21 protein-coding genes and 1 pseudogene are annotated in these 21,186 nt (G+C 68.2%); 12 read left to right on the plus strand and 10 right to left on the minus strand.

The window, feature by feature from the left end; genetic code table 11:
- Positions 1-464 precede the first annotated feature (464 nt).
- From NX1_RS38200 to NX1_RS29605, 4 genes are read left to right on the plus strand one after another with little or no spacing between them, the layout of a single operon-like run.
- On the plus strand, positions 465-551 hold the full coding sequence (locus NX1_RS38200) for a potassium-transporting ATPase subunit F (protein WP_067782076.1): 87 nt from the start codon (positions 465-467) through the stop codon (positions 549-551).
- Entirely contained in the window at positions 552-2,222 is a 1,671-nt protein-coding gene (gene kdpA / locus NX1_RS29595; protein WP_068066578.1) for a potassium-transporting ATPase subunit KdpA, read from the plus strand.
- A gap of 1 nt (position 2,223) precedes the next feature.
- Positions 2,224-4,377, plus strand: a complete 2,154-nt coding sequence (kdpB, locus tag NX1_RS29600; protein WP_068066581.1) for a potassium-transporting ATPase subunit KdpB — start codon at positions 2,224-2,226, stop codon at positions 4,375-4,377.
- A 1-nt stretch (position 4,378) separates the two neighbouring features.
- Positions 4,379-5,263 carry a potassium-transporting ATPase subunit C gene (locus NX1_RS29605; protein ID WP_068066585.1) on the plus strand — a complete coding sequence of 295 codons (885 nt, stop codon included), beginning with the start codon at positions 4,379-4,381 and terminating at the stop codon, positions 5,261-5,263.
- Positions 5,264-5,373: 110 nt separating this feature from the next.
- Here the strand turns inward: NX1_RS29605 and NX1_RS29610 are convergent, their stop codons facing one another.
- Complete coding sequence (locus NX1_RS29610) at positions 5,374-5,895, minus strand: hypothetical protein (protein ID WP_068066588.1); 522 nt, start codon at positions 5,893-5,895, stop codon at positions 5,374-5,376.
- Positions 5,896-6,225: 330 nt separating this feature from the next.
- Here NX1_RS29610 and NX1_RS29615 point away from each other — a divergent pair.
- The 7 genes and pseudogenes from NX1_RS29615 to NX1_RS29640 form a co-directional block, all read left to right on the plus strand.
- Positions 6,226-7,533, plus strand: a pseudogene (locus NX1_RS29615) (FAD-binding protein); the annotation flags it as partial.
- Entirely contained in the window at positions 7,530-7,871 is a 342-nt protein-coding gene (locus NX1_RS29620; protein WP_068066647.1) for a 4Fe-4S dicluster domain-containing protein, read from the plus strand. The pseudogene NX1_RS29615 and the gene NX1_RS29620, both read left to right, overlap by 4 nt.
- 20 nt (positions 7,872-7,891) lie before the next feature.
- Positions 7,892-8,026: a hypothetical protein gene (locus tag NX1_RS38475; protein ID WP_281217403.1), complete on the plus strand. Its 135-nt coding sequence runs from the start codon at positions 7,892-7,894 to the stop codon at positions 8,024-8,026.
- A 64-nt stretch (positions 8,027-8,090) separates the two neighbouring features.
- Positions 8,091-9,179 (plus strand): winged helix DNA-binding domain-containing protein, encoded by a 1,089-nt coding sequence (locus NX1_RS29625; protein WP_068066591.1) that lies wholly within the window; start codon positions 8,091-8,093, stop codon positions 9,177-9,179.
- A 291-nt stretch (positions 9,180-9,470) separates the two neighbouring features.
- On the plus strand, positions 9,471-10,658 hold the full coding sequence (locus tag NX1_RS29630; protein WP_068066595.1) for a glycosyltransferase family 4 protein: 1,188 nt from the start codon (positions 9,471-9,473) through the stop codon (positions 10,656-10,658).
- Positions 10,655-12,790, plus strand: coding sequence for an amylo-alpha-1,6-glucosidase (locus tag NX1_RS29635; RefSeq protein ID WP_084501846.1), 2,136 nt, complete (start codon positions 10,655-10,657; stop codon positions 12,788-12,790). Before NX1_RS29630 ends, NX1_RS29635 begins: the two co-directional genes overlap by 4 nt.
- A gap of 68 nt (positions 12,791-12,858) precedes the next feature.
- A complete protein-coding gene (locus tag NX1_RS29640) occupies positions 12,859-13,038 on the plus strand; it encodes a hypothetical protein (protein WP_068066652.1) in 180 nt (59 codons plus the stop codon).
- A gap of 9 nt (positions 13,039-13,047) precedes the next feature.
- Here the strand turns inward: NX1_RS29640 and NX1_RS29645 are convergent, their stop codons facing one another.
- The 8 genes from NX1_RS29645 to NX1_RS29680 form a co-directional block, all read right to left on the minus strand.
- The gene (locus tag NX1_RS29645; RefSeq protein WP_245668724.1) at positions 13,048-14,571 is read right to left on the minus strand and encodes a PstS family phosphate ABC transporter substrate-binding protein; all 1,524 of its coding nucleotides are present in this window, start codon (positions 14,569-14,571) and stop codon (positions 13,048-13,050) included.
- 118 nt (positions 14,572-14,689) lie between these two features.
- Positions 14,690-15,748: a PHP domain-containing protein gene (locus NX1_RS29650; RefSeq protein WP_245668725.1), complete on the minus strand. Its 1,059-nt coding sequence runs from the start codon at positions 15,746-15,748 to the stop codon at positions 14,690-14,692.
- A 4-nt stretch (positions 15,749-15,752) separates the two neighbouring features.
- On the minus strand, positions 15,753-16,334 hold the full coding sequence (locus NX1_RS29655; RefSeq protein ID WP_068066655.1) for a dihydrofolate reductase family protein: 582 nt from the start codon (positions 16,332-16,334) through the stop codon (positions 15,753-15,755).
- 64 nt (positions 16,335-16,398) lie between these two features.
- Positions 16,399-17,259, minus strand: a complete 861-nt coding sequence (mutM, locus tag NX1_RS29660; protein WP_068066598.1) for a bifunctional DNA-formamidopyrimidine glycosylase/DNA-(apurinic or apyrimidinic site) lyase — start codon at positions 17,257-17,259, stop codon at positions 16,399-16,401.
- Between the two features lies 1 nt (position 17,260).
- Positions 17,261-17,983, minus strand: coding sequence for a ribonuclease III (gene rnc / locus NX1_RS29665; protein ID WP_068066601.1), 723 nt, complete (start codon positions 17,981-17,983; stop codon positions 17,261-17,263).
- Positions 17,984-18,005: 22 nt separating this feature from the next.
- Complete coding sequence (rpmF, locus tag NX1_RS29670) at positions 18,006-18,188, minus strand: 50S ribosomal protein L32 (protein WP_014987105.1); 183 nt, start codon at positions 18,186-18,188, stop codon at positions 18,006-18,008.
- 54 nt (positions 18,189-18,242) lie between these two features.
- Complete coding sequence (locus NX1_RS29675; protein WP_068066657.1) at positions 18,243-18,869, minus strand: YceD family protein; 627 nt, start codon at positions 18,867-18,869, stop codon at positions 18,243-18,245.
- Positions 18,870-19,031: 162 nt separating this feature from the next.
- Positions 19,032-19,778 (minus strand): DivIVA domain-containing protein, encoded by a 747-nt coding sequence (locus NX1_RS29680; protein WP_068066603.1) that lies wholly within the window; start codon positions 19,776-19,778, stop codon positions 19,032-19,034.
- Between the two features lie 331 nt (positions 19,779-20,109).
- On the opposite strand from NX1_RS29680, the gene NX1_RS29685 reads away from it, so the two are divergent.
- A complete protein-coding gene (locus tag NX1_RS29685; protein ID WP_068066606.1) occupies positions 20,110-20,622 on the plus strand; it encodes a GtrA family protein in 513 nt (170 codons plus the stop codon).
- A 65-nt stretch (positions 20,623-20,687) separates the two neighbouring features.
- Here the strand turns inward: NX1_RS29685 and coaD are convergent, their stop codons facing one another.
- A complete protein-coding gene (coaD, locus tag NX1_RS29690) occupies positions 20,688-21,173 on the minus strand; it encodes a pantetheine-phosphate adenylyltransferase (protein ID WP_068066609.1) in 486 nt (161 codons plus the stop codon).
- Between the last annotated feature and the right edge of the window lie 13 nt (positions 21,174-21,186).

Below are 21,186 nucleotides of genomic sequence, written 5' to 3' on the forward strand. Positions count from 1 at the left end.
GGTGGCACGGATACCTCGCCCGACCGGCCCCACCAGGAATACCGCCGCCCCGGATGACCACGGCGTATCTTTACGATCTCTTGACGGTCCCGCCCCGGTCCTTGACGCCATCCTTGTGCGCATCCGACCGACCGGCGCCGTCACCGCCTGCCGTCAGCGCACCCGCCCGCCGCGACCTGGCACGACACCGGTCCGCCTCGTGCCGAAGGTCGACATCTTTCGCATCCCGGTCACAGCCGCGGCGCTCACGCAACCCGTTAACGGAGCGTCAATGCCGCGGGGCGAGGCGCTAAGAACTCGTCAGGGAACCGGCCGCCGCGGCGAATCGGCGCTTGACTCGCTGTGCGTTCCCACATCCGGGAGCCGCAAGGAGGTCGAATAGTCATGTCTGTCGTGGTGTTCACGGCGCTCACGGTCGCGGTGTTCGCACTGCTGGGTCTGGTGCAACGAGGGGTGGAGAAGCTGTGACCGCGAACCTGATCGGTCTCGCGCTCGCTGTCCTCGTCGCCGTCTACATGGTCGCGGCTTTGCTGTTTCCCGAGAGGTTCTAGGTGAACACGACAACCGCGGGGATCGTCTTCGTGGCGTCCCTGGTCCTCGCGCTGGCCCTGGCGCACGTCCCGCTGGGCGACTACATGTACCGGGTCTATACCAGCGCCAAGCACTCCCGCGCGGAGCGGCTGATCTATCGCGCCATCGGCGCGCAACCGGAGGTAGAGCAGACCTGGGGCGTCTACGCCCGCAGTGTGCTCGCGTTCTCGGCGGTCAGCATCCTTTTCCTGTTCTTCTTCCAGCTGGTCCAGGACAAGCTGCCGCTGCACCTGAACGATCCCGCCACCGAGATGACCCCGGCGCTCGCCTGGAACACGGCGGTCAGTTTCGTGACGAACACCAACTGGCAGAACTACTCCGGCGAATCCACCCAGGGGCACCTGGTGCAGATGGCCGGACTCGCCGTGCAGAACTTCGTCTCGGCGGCGGTGGGTATGGCGGTCGCGATCGCGCTGGTGCGCGGCTTCGCCCGCAAGCACACCGGAGAGCTGGGCAACTTCTGGGTCGACCTGGTGCGCGGAACGCTGCGCATCCTGCTGCCGATCGCGTTGGTGTTCGCGATCGTGCTCGTGGCGGGCGGAGTCATCCAGAACTTCCAGCTCCACGACCAGGTCGCCCAGACCGTCGCGGGCATGCAGCAGACGATCACCGGCGGCCCGGTAGCGAGCCAGGAGGTCATCAAGGAGCTCGGGACCAACGGCGGCGGCTTCTACAACGCCAACTCCGCTCACCCCTTCGAGAACCCCACCGCCTGGACGAACTGGATCGAGATCTTCCTGATCCTGGTCATCGCCTGCTCGCTGCCGCGCACCTTCGGCCGCATGGTGGGCAGCACGAAGCAGGGCTACGCGATCATCGCGGTCATGGGCACCATCGCCCTGACCAGCATCGCGCTGACGAATCTCTTCCAGCTGCAGAACCACGGGACCGTGCCGACGGCCATCGGCGCCGCCACCGAGGGCGTGGAAACCCGCTTCGGCGTCTCGAATTCGGCCACCTTCGCGGCCTCGACGACGCTCACCTCGACCGGCGCCGTGGACTCGTTCCACGATTCCTACACCAGCCTGGGCGGCATGATGACGATGTTCGACATGCAGCTCGGCGAGGTCGCGCCAGGCGGCGTCGGCTCGGGCCTGTACGGCATGCTGATCCTCGCGGTCATCACCGTCTTCGTCGCGGGTCTGATGGTCGGACGTACACCGGAGTACCTGGGCAAGAAGATCACGCCACGCGAAATCAAGCTGGCGGCTTCGTATTTCCTCATCAGCCCGCTGCTGGTGCTGACCTTCACCGCGATCGCCATGGCGTTGCCTGGCCAGCGCGGGGGCATGCTGAACGGCGGACCGCACGGCCTGTCGGAGGTGCTGTACGCGTTCACCTCCGCCGCCAACAACAACGGCTCCGCGTTCGCGGGTCTCACCGGCAACACCGAGTGGTACAACACCGCGCTCGGTCTCGCCATGCTGCTCGGGCGGTTCCTGCCGATCGTCTTCGTGCTCGCGCTGGCCGGATCACTCGCCCAACAGGGCGTCACACCCGCATCGATCGGCACGCTGCCGACCCATCGCCCGCAGTTCGTCGGTCTGGTGGTCGGCGTGACCGTGATCCTGGTCGCGCTCACCTTTCTGCCCGCGCTCGCGCTCGGGCCGCTCGCCGAGGGAATCCACTGACATGATCGGTACCGCAACAGAACCGGCCACCCGGTCCGAGACCACCCCCGAACGCCACGACCACAAGATGACGCGCGGGGTGCTCGATCCCGCGCTGCTGCTGACCTCGCTGCCCGACGCCGTGCGCAAGCTGGATCCGCGCTCGCTGTGGCGCAATCCGGTGATGCTGATCGTGGAGGTCGGCGCCGTCTGGTCGACCGTGCTCGCGATCGCCGATCCGAGCGTGTTCGCCTGGGCCATCGTGGTGTGGCTCTGGCTCACCGTGCTGTTCGCCAACCTGGCCGAGGCGGTCGCCGAAGGACGCGGTAAGGCCCAAGCCGATACGCTCCGCAAGGCCAAGACCGACACGGTGGCGCGCCGTCTCGTCGACTGGTCACCCGGTTCGCGAGTGGTCGAGGAGCGAGTCGCCGCACCGGAACTGCGTCGCGGCGACCACGTGGTGGTCGAGGCGGGGCAGGTCATCCCGGGCGACGGCGACGTCGTGGAAGGCATCGCCTCCGTGGACGAGTCGGCGATCACTGGCGAATCCGCCCCGGTCATCCGGGAATCCGGCGGTGACCGTTCCGCGGTCACCGGCGGCACCACCGTGCTGTCGGACCGGATCGTCGTCCGGATCACCCAGGAACCGGGGCAGAGCTTCATCGACAAGATGATCGCCCTGGTCGAGGGCGCGAGCAGGCAGAAGACGCCGAACGAGATCGCGCTGAACATCCTGCTCGCCGCGCTCACGATCATCTTCGTGTTCGCCGTCGTCACCTTGCAGCCGCTGGCCATCTTCGCCAAGGCGAACAACCCGGGCGTGCCGGATACGACAGCGCTGGACGCCGACGGCATCACCGGCATCGTCATGGTCGCGCTGCTGGTCTGCCTGATCCCGACCACCATCGGCGCGCTGCTGTCGGCGATCGGCATCGCCGGCATGGACCGGCTGGTGCAGCGCAATGTGCTGGCCATGTCGGGCCGGGCGGTCGAGGCCGCGGGCGATGTGAACACGCTGCTGCTGGACAAGACCGGAACGATCACGCTCGGCAACCGGCAGGCCTCGGACTTCCTTCCGATGCCAGGCATTCCGGACGACGAGCTGGCCGACGCCGCGCAGCTGTCCAGCCTGGCGGACGAGACGCCGGAAGGCCGCTCGATCGTGGTGTACGCCAAGCAGGCTTACAACAAGCGCGAGCGCACCCCCGGCGAGCTGACCGGCGCGACCTGGGTGGCGTTCACCGCACAGACCCGCATGTCGGGCGTCGATCTCGCCGACGGGCATCGCCTGCGCAAGGGCGCCGCCAGCGCGGTCACCGAATGGGTGCGCACCAACGGCGGTTCGGTGCCCGACGAGATCGGCGTAATCGTGGACGGTATCTCCGCCTCCGGCGGCACTCCACTGGTCGTCGGCGAGATCGATGACGGCGTCGCCCGCCTGCTCGGCGTGATCCACCTGAAGGACGTGGTGAAGCAAGGCATGCGGGAACGCTTCGACGAGATGCGCAGGATGGGCATCCGCACCGTCATGATCACCGGCGACAATCCGTTGACCGCCAAGGCGATCGCCGACGAGGCTGGCGTCGACGACTTCCTCGCCGAGGCCACTCCCGAGGACAAGCTGGCCCTGATCAAGAAGGAACAGGACGGCGGGCGCCTGGTCGCCATGACCGGCGACGGCACCAACGACGCGCCCGCCTTGGCCCAGGCCGACGTCGGCGTGGCGATGAACACCGGCACCTCCGCGGCCAAAGAGGCGGGCAACATGGTCGATCTCGACTCCGACCCGACCAAGCTCATCGAGATCGTGGAGATCGGCAAGCAGCTGCTCATCACGCGGGGCGCGCTGACCACCTTCTCCATCGCCAACGACATCGCCAAGTACTTCGCCATCATCCCGGCGCTGTTCGTCGGCCTGTTCCCCGGCTTGGACCTGCTCAATGTCATGCGCCTGGCCAGTCCGCAGTCGGCGATCCTTTCCGCGGTGATCTTCAACGCGATCGTCATCGTGGCGCTGATCCCGCTGGCGCTGCGCGGCGTGCGCTACCGCCCGTCGCACGCGTCGAAACTATTGAGCCGCAACCTGACCGTCTACGGCCTCGGCGGGGTCGTCGCGCCGTTCCTAGGGATCAAGCTCATCGATCTCGTCGTCCACCTCCTCCCCGGGATGTCCTGAAATGCGTATGTCCACTTGGATCCGTCAGCATCTTGCCGCTCTGCGCGCCTTGCTTGTGCTGACCGCGATCACCGGAATCGTCTATCCGCTGGCGGTTTTCGCGATCGGTCACCTGCCGGGACTGAACGAGAAGGCCGACGGTTCGCTGCTTGTGTCGGAAGGAAAGGTGGTGGGCAGCAGCCTGATCGGCCAATCCTTCACCGACGCCGACGGCGCTGCCCTGACGCAGTACTTCCAGAGCCGCCCGTCCGCCGCGGGCGACGGCTATGACCCGTTGTCCACCGCGGCGAGCAATCTGGGCCCCGAGGACATCGTGGATCAGAACGTCTTCGACCCCGTGGGGCGCGCGAGCCTGCTGACCACCGTGTGCGCGCGAAGCAAGGAGATCGGCGACCGTGAGGGGGTCGACGGTTCCCGCCCGTTCTGCACCGAAGACGGTGTCGGCGCGGTCCTCTCGGTGATCGGTCCGCGCGAGGCCGACGGCCAGATCTCGCGTCCGGTGCGGGTGGTCAGCGTGAACCAGGCGTGTCCGGCCGTGCCCTTCCTCGATGTCTATCTCGGGGTGCGGGTCCAGTGCGCCGAACCCGGGGCGGACTACTCGATCGGCCGTATCGTGCCGATCCGCGGCGACGCCCCCGCCGTTCCTGCGGTCCCCGCCGACGCGGTCACCGCCAGCGGCAGCGGCCTCGATCCGCACATCTCCCCCGCCTACGCGGAGATCCAGGTGCCGCGGATCGCCAAGGCGCGCGACATCTCCGAGGATCAGGTGCGTCGGCTCGTCTCAGCGCATACCGAAGGAAGAACCCTCGGGTTCCTCGGGGAGCCGCGAGTCGACGTGGTCGAGCTGAATCTCGACCTGGACCGCGCCCATCCCGTCCGCGGCTGAGTTTCGGCTCAGCCTCTTTCGGCCGAGGACAGCCCCGCGCCCGAGCGCCGGGGCTGTTCTCGTTTCCGCAGCCGACAGCCCACTCGATCAGGCGGGCGAAATACCTGTCGTCATACCGCGGTCTGGGCGGTCAGGTCGTCCAGCAGGATCATGACCTCGCCCTCTCGCTTGACGACCTCGGTGAGCCGGATCTTCAAGCCGAGTATCTCGGCGTCGGCGATCACGTCCGCCGGTTCGTGCTCGAGGCGACGCCATTCCCCGGTGGCGGTGACGGCGCCGAGCACCAGTTCTGTCTCGCCCTGGTCGCTGGAGAGCCGGGCGGACACCCGGATCGACGCGTGCGGCGAACGCACCCACAGGTTCAGTACCGCCAGCTTCCCCGCGATCGAGAAGGATTGCCCGGGCTTCGCCTGGAGCTCGACCTCGAGGTCCGCGGTCGCCTCGCGGACCAACAGCACGAGCGCGCGTTGGTCAGCACCGGCGACGCCGTCTGCGTAGACGCCGGGCGTCTTGCTCGGCGCGCCCTCCGCGAACGTGGTGAGGTGCGTCTTGCTCGCCCCGTTCCCCGCGAGATCCCACTTGTCCTTGTTCTCGAAGTCGTCAAGCAGCACCTCGACCGATGCGTCCGACATCCCCGCTGTCCCTTTCTCCGCGCGTCCCGCCGGACACCCTCCGGCCCCGCCATGAACCCTACAAGTCACGGGCCAGTCCTGCTCGCGCGGCGCGGGACGCCCGGCGCGGGACGCAGCCGGATTCCAGGGTCTCGCGGAAACCGGCCACGGGCACTCGTCCGGATCGCGGTGATCCGAACCATTTCGCGGCGCGACGAGCGGTCCTAGGTTTTCGGCAATACCACTCGTGTTAGGACCGTTGCCAGATGACACTGCAATCGGATCCGGTCACCTCCCCGCCCCCGGCCGTCGTCGCGGATCCGCGGTGGTGGCCGAGATGCAGACGACCCGAATCGACTCGCCGTCGAGGGCCGCTACCCGTTCCCCGTCGATCCCGCGACCGGCGAGCAGCTGCGCACCGGGGTGCAGGGGCCCGAGTACATGCGCCGAATGCGCGCCTGGCTCGAGCGAATCGGCGTGCGCGTCCTCGATCACTCGCCCGCGCTGGAGCTGCTCGTCGACGACGCGGGCACGGTGCGCGGCGCGGCGGGCTACCGGCGCAGGGAGGACCGGGACTACCGGATCACCGCGGGCGCGGTGGTGCTCGCCACCGGCGGCTGTGCCTTCCTGTCCAAGGCGCTCGGCACGAACGTCGACACCGGCGACGGCGCGCTGATGGCCGCGGAGGTGGGCGCCCGCTTCTCCGGCATGGAGTTCTCCAACGCCTACGCCATCGTGCCCAAGGGCTCCACCATCACCAAGACCGCCTACTACGGCTACGCGACCTTCTTCCACGAGGACGGCCGGGTGCTGGAGGGCGCAGGCTCGACCAAGGGCCGCTCGGTGATCGCGCGAACCCTGTTGACGGAGAGGGTCTTCGCGCAGCTGGACCGCGCAGACGCGACCGTGCAGGAGCAGATGCGCCTCGGCCAGCCGAACTTCTTCCTGCAGTTCGACCGGCGCGGCATCGATCCCTTCACCGAGCGCTTCGAGGTCGACCTGCTCGCCGAAGGCACCGTGCGCGGCACCGGCGGCATCGACGTGATCGACGACGACTGCGCCACCACCGTGCCAGGGCTGTACGCGGCGGGCGACGCCGCGACCAGGGAACGCATCTGCGGCGGTTTCACCGGCGGCGGCAGCCACAACTCGGCGTGGGCCATGTCCTCGGGCAGCTGGGCAGGCCGTGGCGCGGCCCAGTTCGCCCTGCGCGACGGGCGCCGCGCGGACGGGCAGGTGCGCGGCGCGGGCCGAGTCGGGTTGCGTCCCGGTGGAACCGAGGCGGTGACGGCTACCGACGTGGTCGAGGCGGCGCAGGCCGAGCTGATTCCGTTCGAGAAGAACTACCTGCGCCACGGCGATCGGGTGCGCCCGGCGCTGGCCGAACTGGACGCGATCTGGCAGCGCGCGAGCGAGGGACTCGCCGGGCGCAGCGGAGACGAGCGCGTCCGTGCCAGGCAGGCGGCTGCGATCACCGCGGTCGGCCGGTTGATGTACGCGTCGACGCTGGCGCGCACCGAAACCCGCGGCATGAGCAAGCGCGCCGACCACCCGGAGCTCGATCCCGCGCAGCATCACCACGTGCTCTCCGGCGGACTCGACGAGGTATGGACCGGCACCACGCCTGCTCGCAACACCACGCCGGCGGTGGCGTCGTGATCGAATTACTGCGCGCCGACGACTGCATCGGCTGCGACAAATGCGTCGACGCCTGCCCGACCAACGTCTTCGAACGCACCGCGTCCGGAATCCCGGTCATCGCACGGCAATCCGATTGCCAGACCTGCTTCATGTGCGAGGCCTACTGCCCGACCGACGCGCTCTACGTCGATCCGGAATCCACGCCGCTGCCGAAAGGCGCGGCGATTCCAGAAGACCACATCGGGCGTTACCGCGAGAAGCTGGGCTGGGGCCGTGGCCGGACCCCGGGCAGCCTGGTCGCGGTCGGCCCGAAACTGCCGCACGGCACGCCGCCGCCGCGGCTGATCGAAACATGAAGAAAGCGAACAGTTCTCGCATGCGCATCCTGCGGCCGCCGGCCGCCGCCCTGCTCTCCGCCGCCGTCGTCGTGCTGACGGCACAAGGCGAGATCCGCAAGGATTTCGACCTGGAGGACTGGTTCTGCCGCACCGGCAAGCCGAAACAAGGCTGAGTGTCACGGCCGGGCAGCCAGACTGCCCGGCCGATTTGTCGGTGGTCTCGGCCAGGATGGGGACATGACGGAACTATCGCTACGCGAGCTGAACCGGACCCTGCTGCTACGCCAGAAGCTGGCGGAGCGCGTGGATCTGACCCCGTTCGAGCTCGTCAAGCATCTCGTCGCGGTGCAAGGGCAGGAACCGAATTGGCCCTACATCGGCCTATGGACGCGCCTGGCCGGGTTCGGGCACGAGGATCTCGCCGCCCTGCTGCGCGATCGGAAGCTCGTGCGCTCCACCATGATTCGCCGCACCGTGCACCTGGCCGACAGTGCCGACTTCCGCTGGCTGCGCCCGACCGTGCAGCCGGTGGTCGACGCGGCACTGAAGGCGGCGTACTACCGCGACGAGATCGAGGGCATCGATCTGACCGAACTCGCCGCGGCGGGCCGCGCGCTGCTGGCCGGAAAACAGTTGAGCCGCGGCGATTTCGGCTCCTTGCTGGCCGAGCGGTTCCCGGACCGGCACGTCCGCAGGCTCGCCGAAACCGTCGAGCTGCTCGTCCCGCTGGTGCACGGCGCTGACACCGGCGCGTGGGGCCGGTGGCGCAATCGCTACGTCACCGTGAGTCTGGCCGAGGAATGGATCGGCGCGCCGATGGCCGCGCCCGATCCCGCCGAGCTCATCCGGCGTTACCTGGCCGCCTTCGGCCCTGCGACCGTCGCGGACATGCAGGCGTGGGCGGGCATCACTCGGCTCGCCGAAGTCGTCGACGAAATGCGTTCGGAGCTGGTGGTTTTCACCGACGACCGGCACCGGGTGCTGTTCGACCTGCCGGACGCGCCGCTGGCCGACCCGGATCTCGACGTCCCGGTGCGCTTCCTGCCCGCCTTCGACAACGCGCTGCTCGGCCACAAGGACCGCCGCCGGGTGATCAGCGAGGAGGACCGCCAGCGCACGGCGAAGGAGGCCTCCGGCGGTATCCCGATGTACCTCGTCGACGGTTTCGTGCACGGCCGCTGGTCGCTGGAGGACGACACCGTGCGCATCACGCCGTGGCATCCGCTCTCGGCCGCGGACGAGGCAGCGTTGCGCGCCGAGGCCATGCGTCTGCTGGCTTTCGCGGCGCCCGAAAAAGACGGAAAAATTTTCGTCGAAGGCGGATGAAAATTCGAAAGAATCGCCGATGATCCCCGCATATTCGAAACAAGACTACCGGTCCGGTAACAGTACGAAGAAGATTACTGGCAACCGATTGGTTTGAGCCGGGGCAAACGAGGTACAACCCCTTCGGCCTCCCCTGATCACGTTCCACTGTGACAGGCCAACCAAAGCCCCATGGACGGCGGTGAAGTTCTCGCTCCACCTCCGCCGGCGGCGGCCACCACGTTAGGCACCCGGCGCATCGGTGTGCTGGGTGAATGCGAGTGCAATGGTTGTGTCCCTGGAAGGAGGGTCATGAGCGCAGTGTTCTCGGCGCCGGTTTCGGCGCAGCGTGTGGCTTCGGATCTTCTGTCGATCGATCACCCCGGTACCCGTTTCCGCATTGCCATGGTTGTTCCGCCGTATTTCGACGTGCCGCCGAAGGCTTACGGCGGCGTCGAGGCGGTAGTCGCCGATCTGGTCGATTCGCTGGTAACGCGTGGGCACGATGTGACGTTGTTCGGCGCCGGCGAGCCGGGTACCAAGGCTCGCTTCGTCCCGGTCTGGGATCGGGCGCTGCCCGAACGGCTCGGCGAGCCGTTCCCCGAGGTCATGCACGCGCTGAAGGTGCGGAAGGCCATCGAGCGCCACCACGCCACCTACGGCTTGGACCTGGTGCACGACCACACCTTCGCGGGCCCGCTCAACTCACCGGCTTACTACGGCCTCGGCCTGCCCACCGTGGTGACCGTACACGGGCCGGTGCAGGACGACTGCTACCAGTACTACAAGGCGCTCGGCGACGAAGTGTCGCTGGTTGCGATCAGCGACCGCCAGCGCGTCCTGGCCCCGGACCTGCACTGGTCCGGGCGGGTGCACAACGCGATCAACGTGGCGGACTGGCCGTTCCAGACCGAGAAGGAGGACTACGCGCTCTTCCTCGGCCGGTTCAACGAATGCAAAGCGCCGCACCTCGCGCTCGAAGCGGCGCACTCCGTTGGCATTCCACTCATCCTCGCAGGCAAATGCAGCGAACCACCTGAGCTGGCGTACTTCGAAGAGAAGGTGCGTCCGCTGCTCACCGATCGGGACCACGTCTTCGGGATGGCCGACGCCAAGGCCAAACGCAAGCTGCTCGCCGGTGCGCGCTGCCTGCTGTTCCCGATCCGCTGGGAGGAACCCTTCGGCATGGTGATGATCGAATCGATGGTGTGCGGCACCCCGGTGGTCGCGCTGCGCGGCGGTGCGGTCGAAGAGGTGGTCGTCGACGGCGTCACCGGTCGCATCTGCGACGATCCCGCCGAACTGACCGCGGCGATCGGCGAAGTGCAGAGCATGGATCCGGCGGCGTGCCGCGCCCATGTCGAGGCGAACTTCGGTTCCGACGGCCTCGGCCGCGGCTACGAGCAGGTCTATTGGAAGCTCCTGCGGCCGAGGAACCGGGTCGCCACCCGACTGCCCGAGACGGCTCCGAACGTAGCGGTCGCGAGCAGGCTCGCGTGACAGGAGCGTCCGCCGCGAGCGGCCCGACGCCGCTCAACTCGGGTGAACCAACGGGCTTCGGCGGTGCCGGGTCGGTGACGCTGGTGGAAGGTGGCACCTTCTGCCTGTCGAACCGGCTCGGCGACGTCGAGCCCGGCCGCCCGCACGGGCTGTTCTTCCGTGACGCGCGCGTCCTGTCACGGTGGGAACTGCTCGTCGACGGCAGACCGCCGGAACCGCTGTCGGTCCTGAGCCCAGAGGCGTTCATCGCGCGCTTCGTCATGCGCAGGCCGCCGCATGCCGGGCTGGCCGACAGCACCCTGCTCGTGGTCCGCGAACGCATCGTCGCCGACGGCATGCACGAGCTGCTCACGCTGGAGAACATGGGCCGCGAACCGACCGCGGTCACCCTCGAGCTGCACGTCGACGCGGATTTCGTCGATCTGTTCGCGGTGAAGGAAGGCCGCGCGGGGCATGTGCGCGCGGACGTGACCATCACCGACAGCGAACTGCTGCTGCACGATCGCTCGGATCGCATGCGTGGCATCACGGTCTCGGCCACCGTCGAACCCACCGTGCTGCCCGGCGCCCTGGTGTGGCGGGTCGTCGTTCCGGTCGGCGGCAAGTGGCAGACCGAGGTCATCGCGCAGCCGACGCTGGGCAACCAGCAGGTGCAGATGCCGATCACGCCGGGCGAGCACGTCGGTTTCAGCGGGCCTTGCCGCAAGATCGCCGCGTGGCGCGACACCGCCACCGACATCTCCTCGGCGGACCCGGTGCTCACCCAGGTGCTTCGCCGCACCGAAAGCGACTTGGGCGCCTTGCAGATTCACGACGACACCGGCGGGAGCAGGCCGTTCGTCGCGGCGGGCGCGCCGTGGTTCATGACGCTGTTCGGGCGCGACAGCCTGCTCACGGCGTGGATGGCGCTGCCGCTCGCCGTCGATCTCGCCCTCGGCACGCTGCAACAGCTGGCCGAACTGCAAGGGCAGGAAGTGAATCCGCTCACCGAAGAGGAGCCGGGGCGGATCATGCACGAGATGCGGCGCGGTCCATCGGGCGGCCAAGTGCTCGGCGGCAACATCTACTTCGGAACCGCCGACGCCACACCGCTGTTCGTGATGCTGCTCGCCGAATGCCATCGGTGGGGCGCGGAGCCGCAGGCGATCGAGGAACTGCTTCCCGCCGCCGACGCGGCGCTGGAGTGGATCACCGAGTACGGCGACCGGGACGGCGACGGTTTCGTCGAGTACCGCCGCGCCACCGACCGCGGCCTGATCAACCAGGGCTGGAAGGACAGCTTCGACGGAATCAACGACGCGGGAGGACATCTCGCCGAGGCTCCGGTCGCGCTGTGCGAGGTGCAGGGCTACGTGCACGCGGCCCTGCTCGCCAGGGCGGAGCTGGCCGACGCCTTCGACGAGCAACGCCTGGCCGCGCGCCTGCGCGAGCGGGCGGCCGAACTGCGCGGCAAGTTCACCGAACAGTTCTGGATGCCGGACCGCGGCTGGTACGCGGTCGCGTTGGACGGCACCAAGCGGCACGTCGACGCGCTGACCAGCAATGCGGCGCACTGTCTCTGGGCGGGTATCGCCAGCGACGAGCACGCCGAGGAACTGGTGCGTCAGTTGGCCAAGGAGGAGATGGACACCGGTTTCGGGTTGCGCACACTGGCGGCCAACATGGGCGCCTACAACCCGATGAGCTATCACTGCGGCTCGGTGTGGCCGCACGACACCGCGATCGCCGTGGCCGGGCTGCTGCGCTACGAGCACGTGCCGGGCGCGACGAAGCTGGCCACCCGGCTGGCCACCGGATTGCTGGACGCGGCAGCGGCTTTCGACGGGCGCCTGCCCGAGCTGTTCTGCGGCTTCCCGCGCTCCCGGTTCGCCATCCCGGTGCCCTATCCCACGTCCTGTTCGCCGCAGGCGTGGGCGAGCGCCGCACCGCTGCTGCTGGTGCGGGCTTTCCTCGGCCTGAATCCCGATGTGCCACAACGGACGCTGACCGTACGACCGCGGCTGCCCCACGCCTGGGGCAAGGTGACACTCACCGCGCTGCGACTCGGGCACGTCAGCGTCGATCTGGAAGCGGAAGGTAACCAGGTGCTCTCGGCTCGACTGCCCGACGATTGGCAGCTGGTCACTCTATGAAACGCTCGCGATAGTCACCCGCGCACGGGAATCGGGCACCCTGCGCCGACGTGGGCTGGAGGTGCACGATGCAGACATCGCAGGACAAGCGCGACCTGTGGAGCACTCAGCACAGAGACTGCGGGATCGAGCCGACAGATTTGGACCTGGACCTAGCGCTGTTTCTGCGCAGCGTCCACGCCGGGCACGGACCCGACTGTCGCCAGTACCTGGCGGCCGCCGCCTACTGTTTCGGCCACGCGCGCTGACCGGCGGCACTACCAGCTCATGATGCCGGTGCGCAGCGGCCCGGTTCGATGAGCTCGCTGGCACACGGCTCGTTGCCGTGCGCGGAGCACTTCCGCGCCCACGTTCGCGGTGAGGTAGTGCAAGAAGCTCGCGGCGAGCGAATCGCCGGGGAGATCGCCTTTGGCGTACGCGTATTCGATGCCCCAGAAGGGATAGGAGCGGTCGATCGCGGCCTGTCTGCCCGGCGCGACGCCGCCGATCGTGACGACGCGCATCTCGGCCTTGCGTGCCTCGGAGAATTCGCCGTAGCCGATCGCGCCGGGGAGGTCGTCGACGGCCTTGTGCATGTCTTTGGTGACCGGCACGTCGCAGTAGGTGCCCGCGGTGTCCTTGATGGCGGTGCAGCTCCGGTGCGGGCGAGCCGGTTGTTCGCCGCCGAGCAGCGCGTTCTCGAAGATCACCCTGGTGCCGGATCCCGGCGCCCGATCGATGAGCACGACCGGTAGGTCGGGCCCGCCGACTTGCCGCCAGTTGGTGATCCTGCCCTGGTAGATGTCCCTGACCTGGGCGGCGGTGAGATCGGTGATGCCGAGGCCCTTGTGCACGAAGACGGCGAACAAGGACACCGCGAGCGGACGCGGTTGCAGCGCAGGGTAACCCGGACCCTTCACGCCGTCGCTGAACGCGAGGAGATCGCCGGTCTGCCCGGCTTCGGCCAGTCGATCGAGACCCCGTTCGGTGCCTTGCAAGTCGAAGGCGAATTCGGCTCCGGTACAGCGCTTCTCGTACTGCGCCGCCGCGTCGCGGACGACCGGCTCGAACGCCGAAGAGCCGACCAGGGTGAGCTTGCCCTTGGCACAGTCCAACGGAGTCGGCGGCTGCAACGCGGAGACGACGAACTGCCCGATGATCACCAGCACCAGAAACGTGGTGAGCACCAGCATGACCCGGGAGATTCCGGTCTGGCTGCGTGTCGCGACCACGTGCCCGCCGCGAATCTCGCCGCGCAGCACCGGCTTGCGCTCCTCCTCGGTGCCGCCCGCTTCGGATTGCTGCAGAATGGCCAGGATCTTGTAGTGGTGTTTTCTGGTCAGCGGGACCTTCGGCAGATCGATGACGCCGATATGCCCTCCGGTGTCCTCCCTGACAGCGATACCCGAAGTGGGGCCGAGGCTTTCGGCCAGGTCGGGATCGCTCAGCTCGGTCACCGCCATGCCGAGCACCCGGCGCCGAGGGAAGTGCAGGTGCAGGCCGATGCGCGCGGTGGGAGCCAGGTAGTCGGACGCCGCGATCGCGGTGTTGCCGCTGTTCTCGATGCGCACCAGCACCACAGACAGATCGCGCAGCTCCGGGCCGGAGTCCCCGGCGTCCGGGCGCAGGTTACGCAGCACACCGGGGTACACCGATTCGATCTCGCCGGTGACGGGAGTATCCATCTGCACGCGGTAGCCGAGCCGCCTGCGGCCCACGAAGACGAACTCCCACAGGAAGGCGCCGACCGGTACCGCGATACCGATCAGCGCGAGCGCGGTGTCGAGCGAGAAGTCCCCCAACGGTTACCCCACCCCCAGGATGTCGATGTGGGCCTATTGTCCAGGGCGCGGACACATTCCGCGGACGCGGACGCAGAATGTTCGCCGACCGTTCACTGCCAGACCATCTCGGGAAGGATCAGGACCCGGCGGTCCAGGCCAGCAGATCGTCCACCGGCCAGGTGTTGATCACCCGATCCGGATCGACGCCGTTGGCGACGGCGCGCTCGCAACCGTAACCCTGCCAATCCAATTGGCCCGGGGCGTGCGCGTCGGTGTCGACGGCGAAGTGGCACCCGATCTCCACGGCCAGCCGCAGCAACCGGGAGGGCGGGTCGAGGCGTTCCGGACGGGAGTTGATCTCCACCGCGGTGCCGTACTTCTTGCACGCCTCGAAGACGAGTTCGGCGTCGAAGGTCGATTCCGGCCGGTTGCCGCGGACGCCCGCGACCAAACGGCCGGTGCAGTGGCCGAGCACGTCCACGTTCGGGTTCGCCACCGCGTAGACCATGCGCTTGGTCATGGTCGCGCTGTCCGCGCGCAGGTGCGAATGCACGCTGGCCACCACGATGTCCAGCTCGGCGAGCAGGTCGGCCTCCTGATCGAGGGCGCCGTCGTCGAGAATGTCGACCTCGATGCCGGTAAGGACGCGAAACGGCGCGAAGCGCTCGTTCAGCTCGGCCACCACGTCGAGCTGGCGGCGCAGCCGCTCGGCGGACAGGCCGTTGGCGACCGTCAGGCGCGGCGAATGATCGGTGAGCGCGCAGTACTCGTGTCCGAGCGCCGCGGCCACGCCCATCATCTCCTCGATCGGGCTGCCGCCGTCGGACCAGTTCGAATGGGTGTGCAGGTCGCCGCGGAGCCGTTGGCGCAGCGGCTTGCCCGGCGCGCCGATGGGCTGCGCGGCACGGCGCAGGTCGGCCAGATAGTCGGGGATCTGTCCCGCGCAGGCTTGCGTGATGACGGCAGCCGTCTTCGGTCCGATGCCGGACAGGTCCTGCCAGATGCCCGCCGCCTGGTACGTGGCGAGCTCGTCCGGCGACAGTCCAGCCACCACCTCGGCGGCGCGGCGGTAGGCCTTGACCCGGTGGGTCTGGGCGCGCCCGCGCTCCAACCAGAAGCCGATCTCACGCAACGCTTCCACCGGACCGGGCGCGCCCGCCCCGTCCGGTTCGGCGATCCGATCGGCGTCGGTCACGCGGCTATCGAATCCTGCTGTACTTCACGAATGCCACCCCGTCTTCGAACACCCGGCTGGTGATCACGCGGAATCGCGCCGCCTCCGGCAGCCGGGGCCCGGAACCGAACAGCGAACGACCGCGGCCGAGCACGATCGGATACAGCTTCAGGAAGATCTGGTCGATCTCGGGAAGCAGTACCTGGGCCAGCTCGCCGCCGCCGCACAGCCAGATGCCGAGTCCCTTGTCCCGCTTGAGTTCTCGCACCCGCTCCAGCGGATCGTCCGAGATCAGCTCGACGGCGGGGTCCGGGTTCTCCGGCAGGGTCGTGGAGACCACGAACTGTCGCAGGTGCGCGTACGGGCTGGAGGTGCCTGTGCGCACGCCGAAATCGTGCGTCTTGCGCCCCATCAGCACCGTGTCGAAGTTGGCATTGCGCTTGGTGATGCCGCGCGCCTCCCGCACCTTGGTCGGCAAGGTCTCGGGATACTGCGCGGTGATCGCCGGGCCGTGGTCGCCGCCGACGGGGAAGAAGTCGACCGACCCTTCCTCGGTGGCGATGAACCCGTCGATCGTCGACGCTACGTAGTAGGTGAGCTTGCGCATGTGTCCTTCCTCCACGACCGGGGGGACGTCCCGGGCTGCATGAGGAAACCGTAGCTCGCTCGAGTCAGCGGCGGCGCGGCTTCGGCTGGCAGCGCGGGCAGGAGTAGGAAGAACGGTTCATAAATCGCTCGCGCACCACGGGCGCGCCGCAGCGGCGGCACGGCTCGTCCTCCCTGCCGTAGACGGCGAGCGCGCGTTCGAAGTAGCCGGACTCACCGTTGACGTCGACATAGAGCGCGTCGAATGAGGTGCCGCCGACAGCCAAGGCCTCACCCATCACGGCGGTGACCGCGTCGAGCAGTTCGCGCAGCACGGGCTTGGTCAGACCGGAGGCGAGGCGACTGCCGTGGATGCGGACGCGCCAGAGCGATTCGTCGGCGTAGATGTTGCCGACGCCGGAGATCACCGACTGGTCCAGCAGCACCCGTTTGATCTCGGACCGCTTGGCCCGGATGGCGTCCACCGCCGCCTCCCGGTCGAAGCGCGGGTCCAGCGGATCGCGGGCGATATGCGCCACCGGCTCGGGCACCGGCGTGCCGTCGACCTCGACCAGTGGAGCGAGCGCCCAGCCGCCGAAGGTGCGCTGGTCGACGAAGCGGAGCTGGGTGCCGTCGTGCAGGGTCGCCTTGATATGCGTGTGCTTCTCCAGCGGGGCGTCGGCGGGACGCACCAGCATCTGGCCGCTCATGCCGAGATGCACGACCAGCGCGTCGTCGCCGTCGTCGAAGGTGAGCCAGAGATATTTGCCGCGTCGCTCGGCCGCCGTCACGCGCTGCCCGGCCATGCGGGCGGCGAGATCGGCCGCCCCCTCGAGATGACGGCGCACCGATCGCGGGTGCGTGACGGTCACCGATTCGATGGTGCGGCCGACCACATGCTCGGCGAGTCCGCGCCGGACGACCTCGACCTCGGGGAGTTCGGGCACGTCAGGCTTCGGCGGTCAGTGCCTGGTAGGCGGCGCCCGCGGCCTTCTGCTCCGCTTCCTTCTTGGACCGGCCGACGCCCTGCCCGTAGGCACGGCCGCCGATCACCGTGGTCGCGGTGAATTCCTTGTCGTGGTCGGGGCCCGTCGAGGTGATCTCGTAACTGGGCACGCCGAGACCGCGTTCCGCCGTGAGCTCCTGCAGGCTGGTCTTCCAGTCGAGGCCGGCGCCCATGCGCGGGCCGCGCTCGAGCAACTCAGCGAACAGCCGAAGCACGACGCCGCGCGCCACGTCGATGCCGTGTTGCAGGTGGACCGCGCCGAGCAGCGACTCCATGCCGTCGGCGAGGATGCTCGGCTTGTCCCGGCCGCCGGTGAGCTCTTCGCCCTTGCCGAGCAGCAGGTGCACGCCGAGGCCGCCCTGGCCGAGCCCGCGCGCCACCTCGGCGAGCGCGTGCATGTTCACCACGCTCGCCCGCAGCTTGGCCAGTTCGCCCTCGGACTTGTCCGGGTGCTCGTGGTACAGCCGCTCGGTGATGCTGAGGCCGAGTACTGAGTCGCCGAGGAATTCCAGGCGCTCGTTGGTCGGTAGCCCGCCGTTCTCGTAGGCGTACGACCGGTGTGTCAGCGCGAGGCGCAGCAGATCCGGTCGTACGTCGACGCCGAGGGCTTCGAGCAGGCTGGCGTGTTCACCGGACGAGCCGGCTTCGTCCTTGCTGACGGTCACGTCGATACGACAGGTCGAACTGTCAGACGGCGGCGGTGACCTGGCGGCCCTTGTAGGTGCCGCAGGACGGGCACGCGATGTGCGGCAGGGTCTTCTCGCCGCAGGCGCGGTTCGGGCAGGTGATCAGGGTCGGCGCGGTGGCCTTCCACTGGCTGCGCCGCGACCTGGTGTTGGAACGGGACATCCGGCGCTTGGGAACGGCCACGACTAACTCTCCTCTGTCCTAATTGCTCTGCCGGTTCGGCTGACGGTCTTGCGTTTATCGTTCTGGGTCGGCGTCCGCGTCGGGACTGCCGTTGCCGGGCGATTCGTTGGCGAACTTCGCCAGCCCGGCCCAGCGAGGGTCAAGTATCTCATGCCCATGGTCGGAACCCGCAATCGCCATCCGCACGCCGCATTCCGGGCACAGCCCGGCGCAGTCCGGAGTGCACAGCGGCTGCAAGGGCAGCTCCAAACCGATCGCGTCGACGACCACCGGTTCGAGGTCGATGAGATCGTCGTCCATCCGATAGATCTCGTCGTCCTCGGTGGTCTGCTCGGTGGTGCTGTCGGGGTACGCGAACAGCTCCGTGAGATGGAGGCGGACCTCGCCGGTGAACGGTTCGAGGCAGCGCGAGCACTCTCCCGCCGTCGGCGCGATCACCGTTCCGGTGACCAGCACACCCTCGGATACCGCTTGCAGTTGCAGGTCGAGCTCGACCTCGGCTCCCTCCGGGATGTAGATCAGGTCCAACCCGATCTTCTCGGCGGTGGTGACCGTGCGCTGCTGCTCCCGCATCGTGCCGGGGCGGCGCCCCAGGCTGCGGGTGTCCAGCACGAAACCCACGTCCGTCTTGCGGTGCGAGGCCGCACGGCGACGCGACACAGAACCGGAACCGGCGGGCATCACGAACTCACTCACGATCGAAGGGAAATGGGCAACCACTCAACAATACGCGAGGGGTCGGCCGAACCTCAAAACGCAGGCGGCGCTGCGGCATAGGCCAGCACCGACAGGAGGACGCACATCGGCGGAAACGAGGGTCGCGGCGGATGAGGCCGCACCCGGTCAACGGCGGAATTCCGCCGCGTAGTCGGGCGCTCCGGCGCCGCTGCGCAGTTGGTGCCGCCCGCGGCCGACGGTGCGCAAGGTGCTGTTCAGCGTCTCCTCGAACTGGGCGAGCGTCGAATCCACGTAGTGGTCGCACTCGTCGCGCATCCGGTCGGCCTCCGCGTGCGCGCGGTCGATGATGCGCGCGGACTCGGCGTGCGCCGCCCTGACCACTTCGGTCTGGGTCACCAAGCGCTCCTGCTCGGCGAGGCCCTCGGCCACCGAGCGTTCGTAGGACGCCTTGCCCGCCTCGATCATGCGCTCCGACTCGGCCCGCGCCCGGCCGGTGACCGCCTCGAACTCGGCGTTGCCGTCGGCCACGACGCGCTCGGCCTCCTCCTGCGCGGTGGCGACCAGATGGTCGGCGTGCGCACTGGCCTCGGCCACCATCCGGTCCGCGTGCGCCTTCGCGTCGGCGAGGATGCGGTCGGCTTCCTCGCGTGCGGAGCCGATGGTCTGCTCGGCCTGTTCGTTGGCAGAGGTCACGGTGATCTCGGCGGCCGAGCGAGCATCGGAGACGATCTTGTCGCGATGATCGAGCACGTCCTGAGCGTCGTCGAGTTCGCCCGGCAGCGCGTCACGCACGTCGTCGAGCAGTTCGAGCACGTCGCCGCGCGGCACGATGCAGCTGCGGGTGGGCGGGATGCCGCGCGCCTCCTCGACGATGGCCACCAGCTCGTCGAGTGCCTCGAATACGCGATACATGCTCACTACCCCGCTCTCCTGCTGAATCGGGCGAAACTCTCCGCCGAGCCCAGTGTGCCCCTCATCACGACGTATGCCGAACCCCCTACCGGTGTGTCGCCGCAGTGTCTCGTACACCACAAAATCAAGTGGAGGAAGACCCTCCACTTCGTGCTACATTTTTTGTCAGAGGATCTCCACAAGATCTTCATAAGGGGACCGCAGGGCCGCACGGGAACTGTGGGACCGAGGAGGCCGACGGAGTGGACGCCTTTCCGGGCAGTTGACCGGGGAAGGAAAGCGGCAACCGCCGCTGTTGTCCCTTCCAAGGCTCGGGTTGATCGGAAGAGCAATGACGGTTCTGGAAGCACCACGCTCGGCAGTGGTGCCCGTGGGCGTCTACACGCCGTGGGCCTTCCCGTACCCCATCGTGCGCCCGGTATCGGTCGCCCGATTCGGGCAGCTTCTGCAGTACCTGCGCGGCGATCGCGCCTTCGCCCAGCTCATCCGTTTCGCGCTGGTCGGCGGTTCGAGCAACGTCGCCTACGTCCTGCTCTTCTTCGCCATGCACGGCATCGGACCGATCGTGGCCAACATCGCCGGTTCGGTGGTCAGCACGATCATCGCCAACGAGCTGCACCGCCAGTTGACCTTCCACGCGGCGAACCGGGTCGGCTGGTTCACCGCGCAATGGGAGGGCGGCGGACTCGCCCTCGTCGGCCTCGCCATCACCACCGCGGCACTGGCCGGCCTCGATCTCTGGACCCCCGGCCTCGGCAACACCGCCCAGGCGGCGGCCGTCTTGGCGATCACAGCCGCGGTCGGTGGCATGCGCTTCCTCGCCCTGCGCGGCTTGGTGTTCTGAGACACGCCCTCGAACGAATCCGCCCCGGCTCCGAATTCGGAACCGGGGCGGTTGTCTGTCCGGGCTCAGCCGCGCCGTTCGGCGAGGCGGTCGAGCAGGCGCTTGTACACCGACGGCGGAAGCATGTCGCTGACGTCGCCGCCGTAGGTCGCGACCTCCTTGACCAGCGAGCTGGACAGGAAGCTGAAGGTCGGGTTGGTGGCGATGAAGAAGGTGTCCACCCCGGAGAGCTTCTTGTTCATCTGGGCCATCTGCAGTTCGTAACCGAAATCGGTGGCGTCGCGCAGACCCTTGACGATGGCGGTGATGCCCTGCTCCTTGGCGAAGTCGACGAGCAGGCCCTGCCAGGAGGTGACCCGCAGGTTCGGCAGGTGCGCGGTCGCCTCGCGCAGCATCTCGATCCGTTCCTCGACGGTGAACATGCCCTGCTTCTTCGGGTTCACCATGACGGTCACCACGACCTCGTCGAATTGCGCCGCCGCGCGGGCGAATACATCGAGATGCCCGTTGGTGACCGGATCGAAGGACCCGGGACACAATGCTCCAGCCATGAGGCGACGCTAC

This window comes from Nocardia xishanensis NBRC 101358, assembly GCF_001613365.1.
Classification (GTDB): domain Bacteria; phylum Actinomycetota; class Actinomycetes; order Mycobacteriales; family Mycobacteriaceae; genus Nocardia; species Nocardia xishanensis.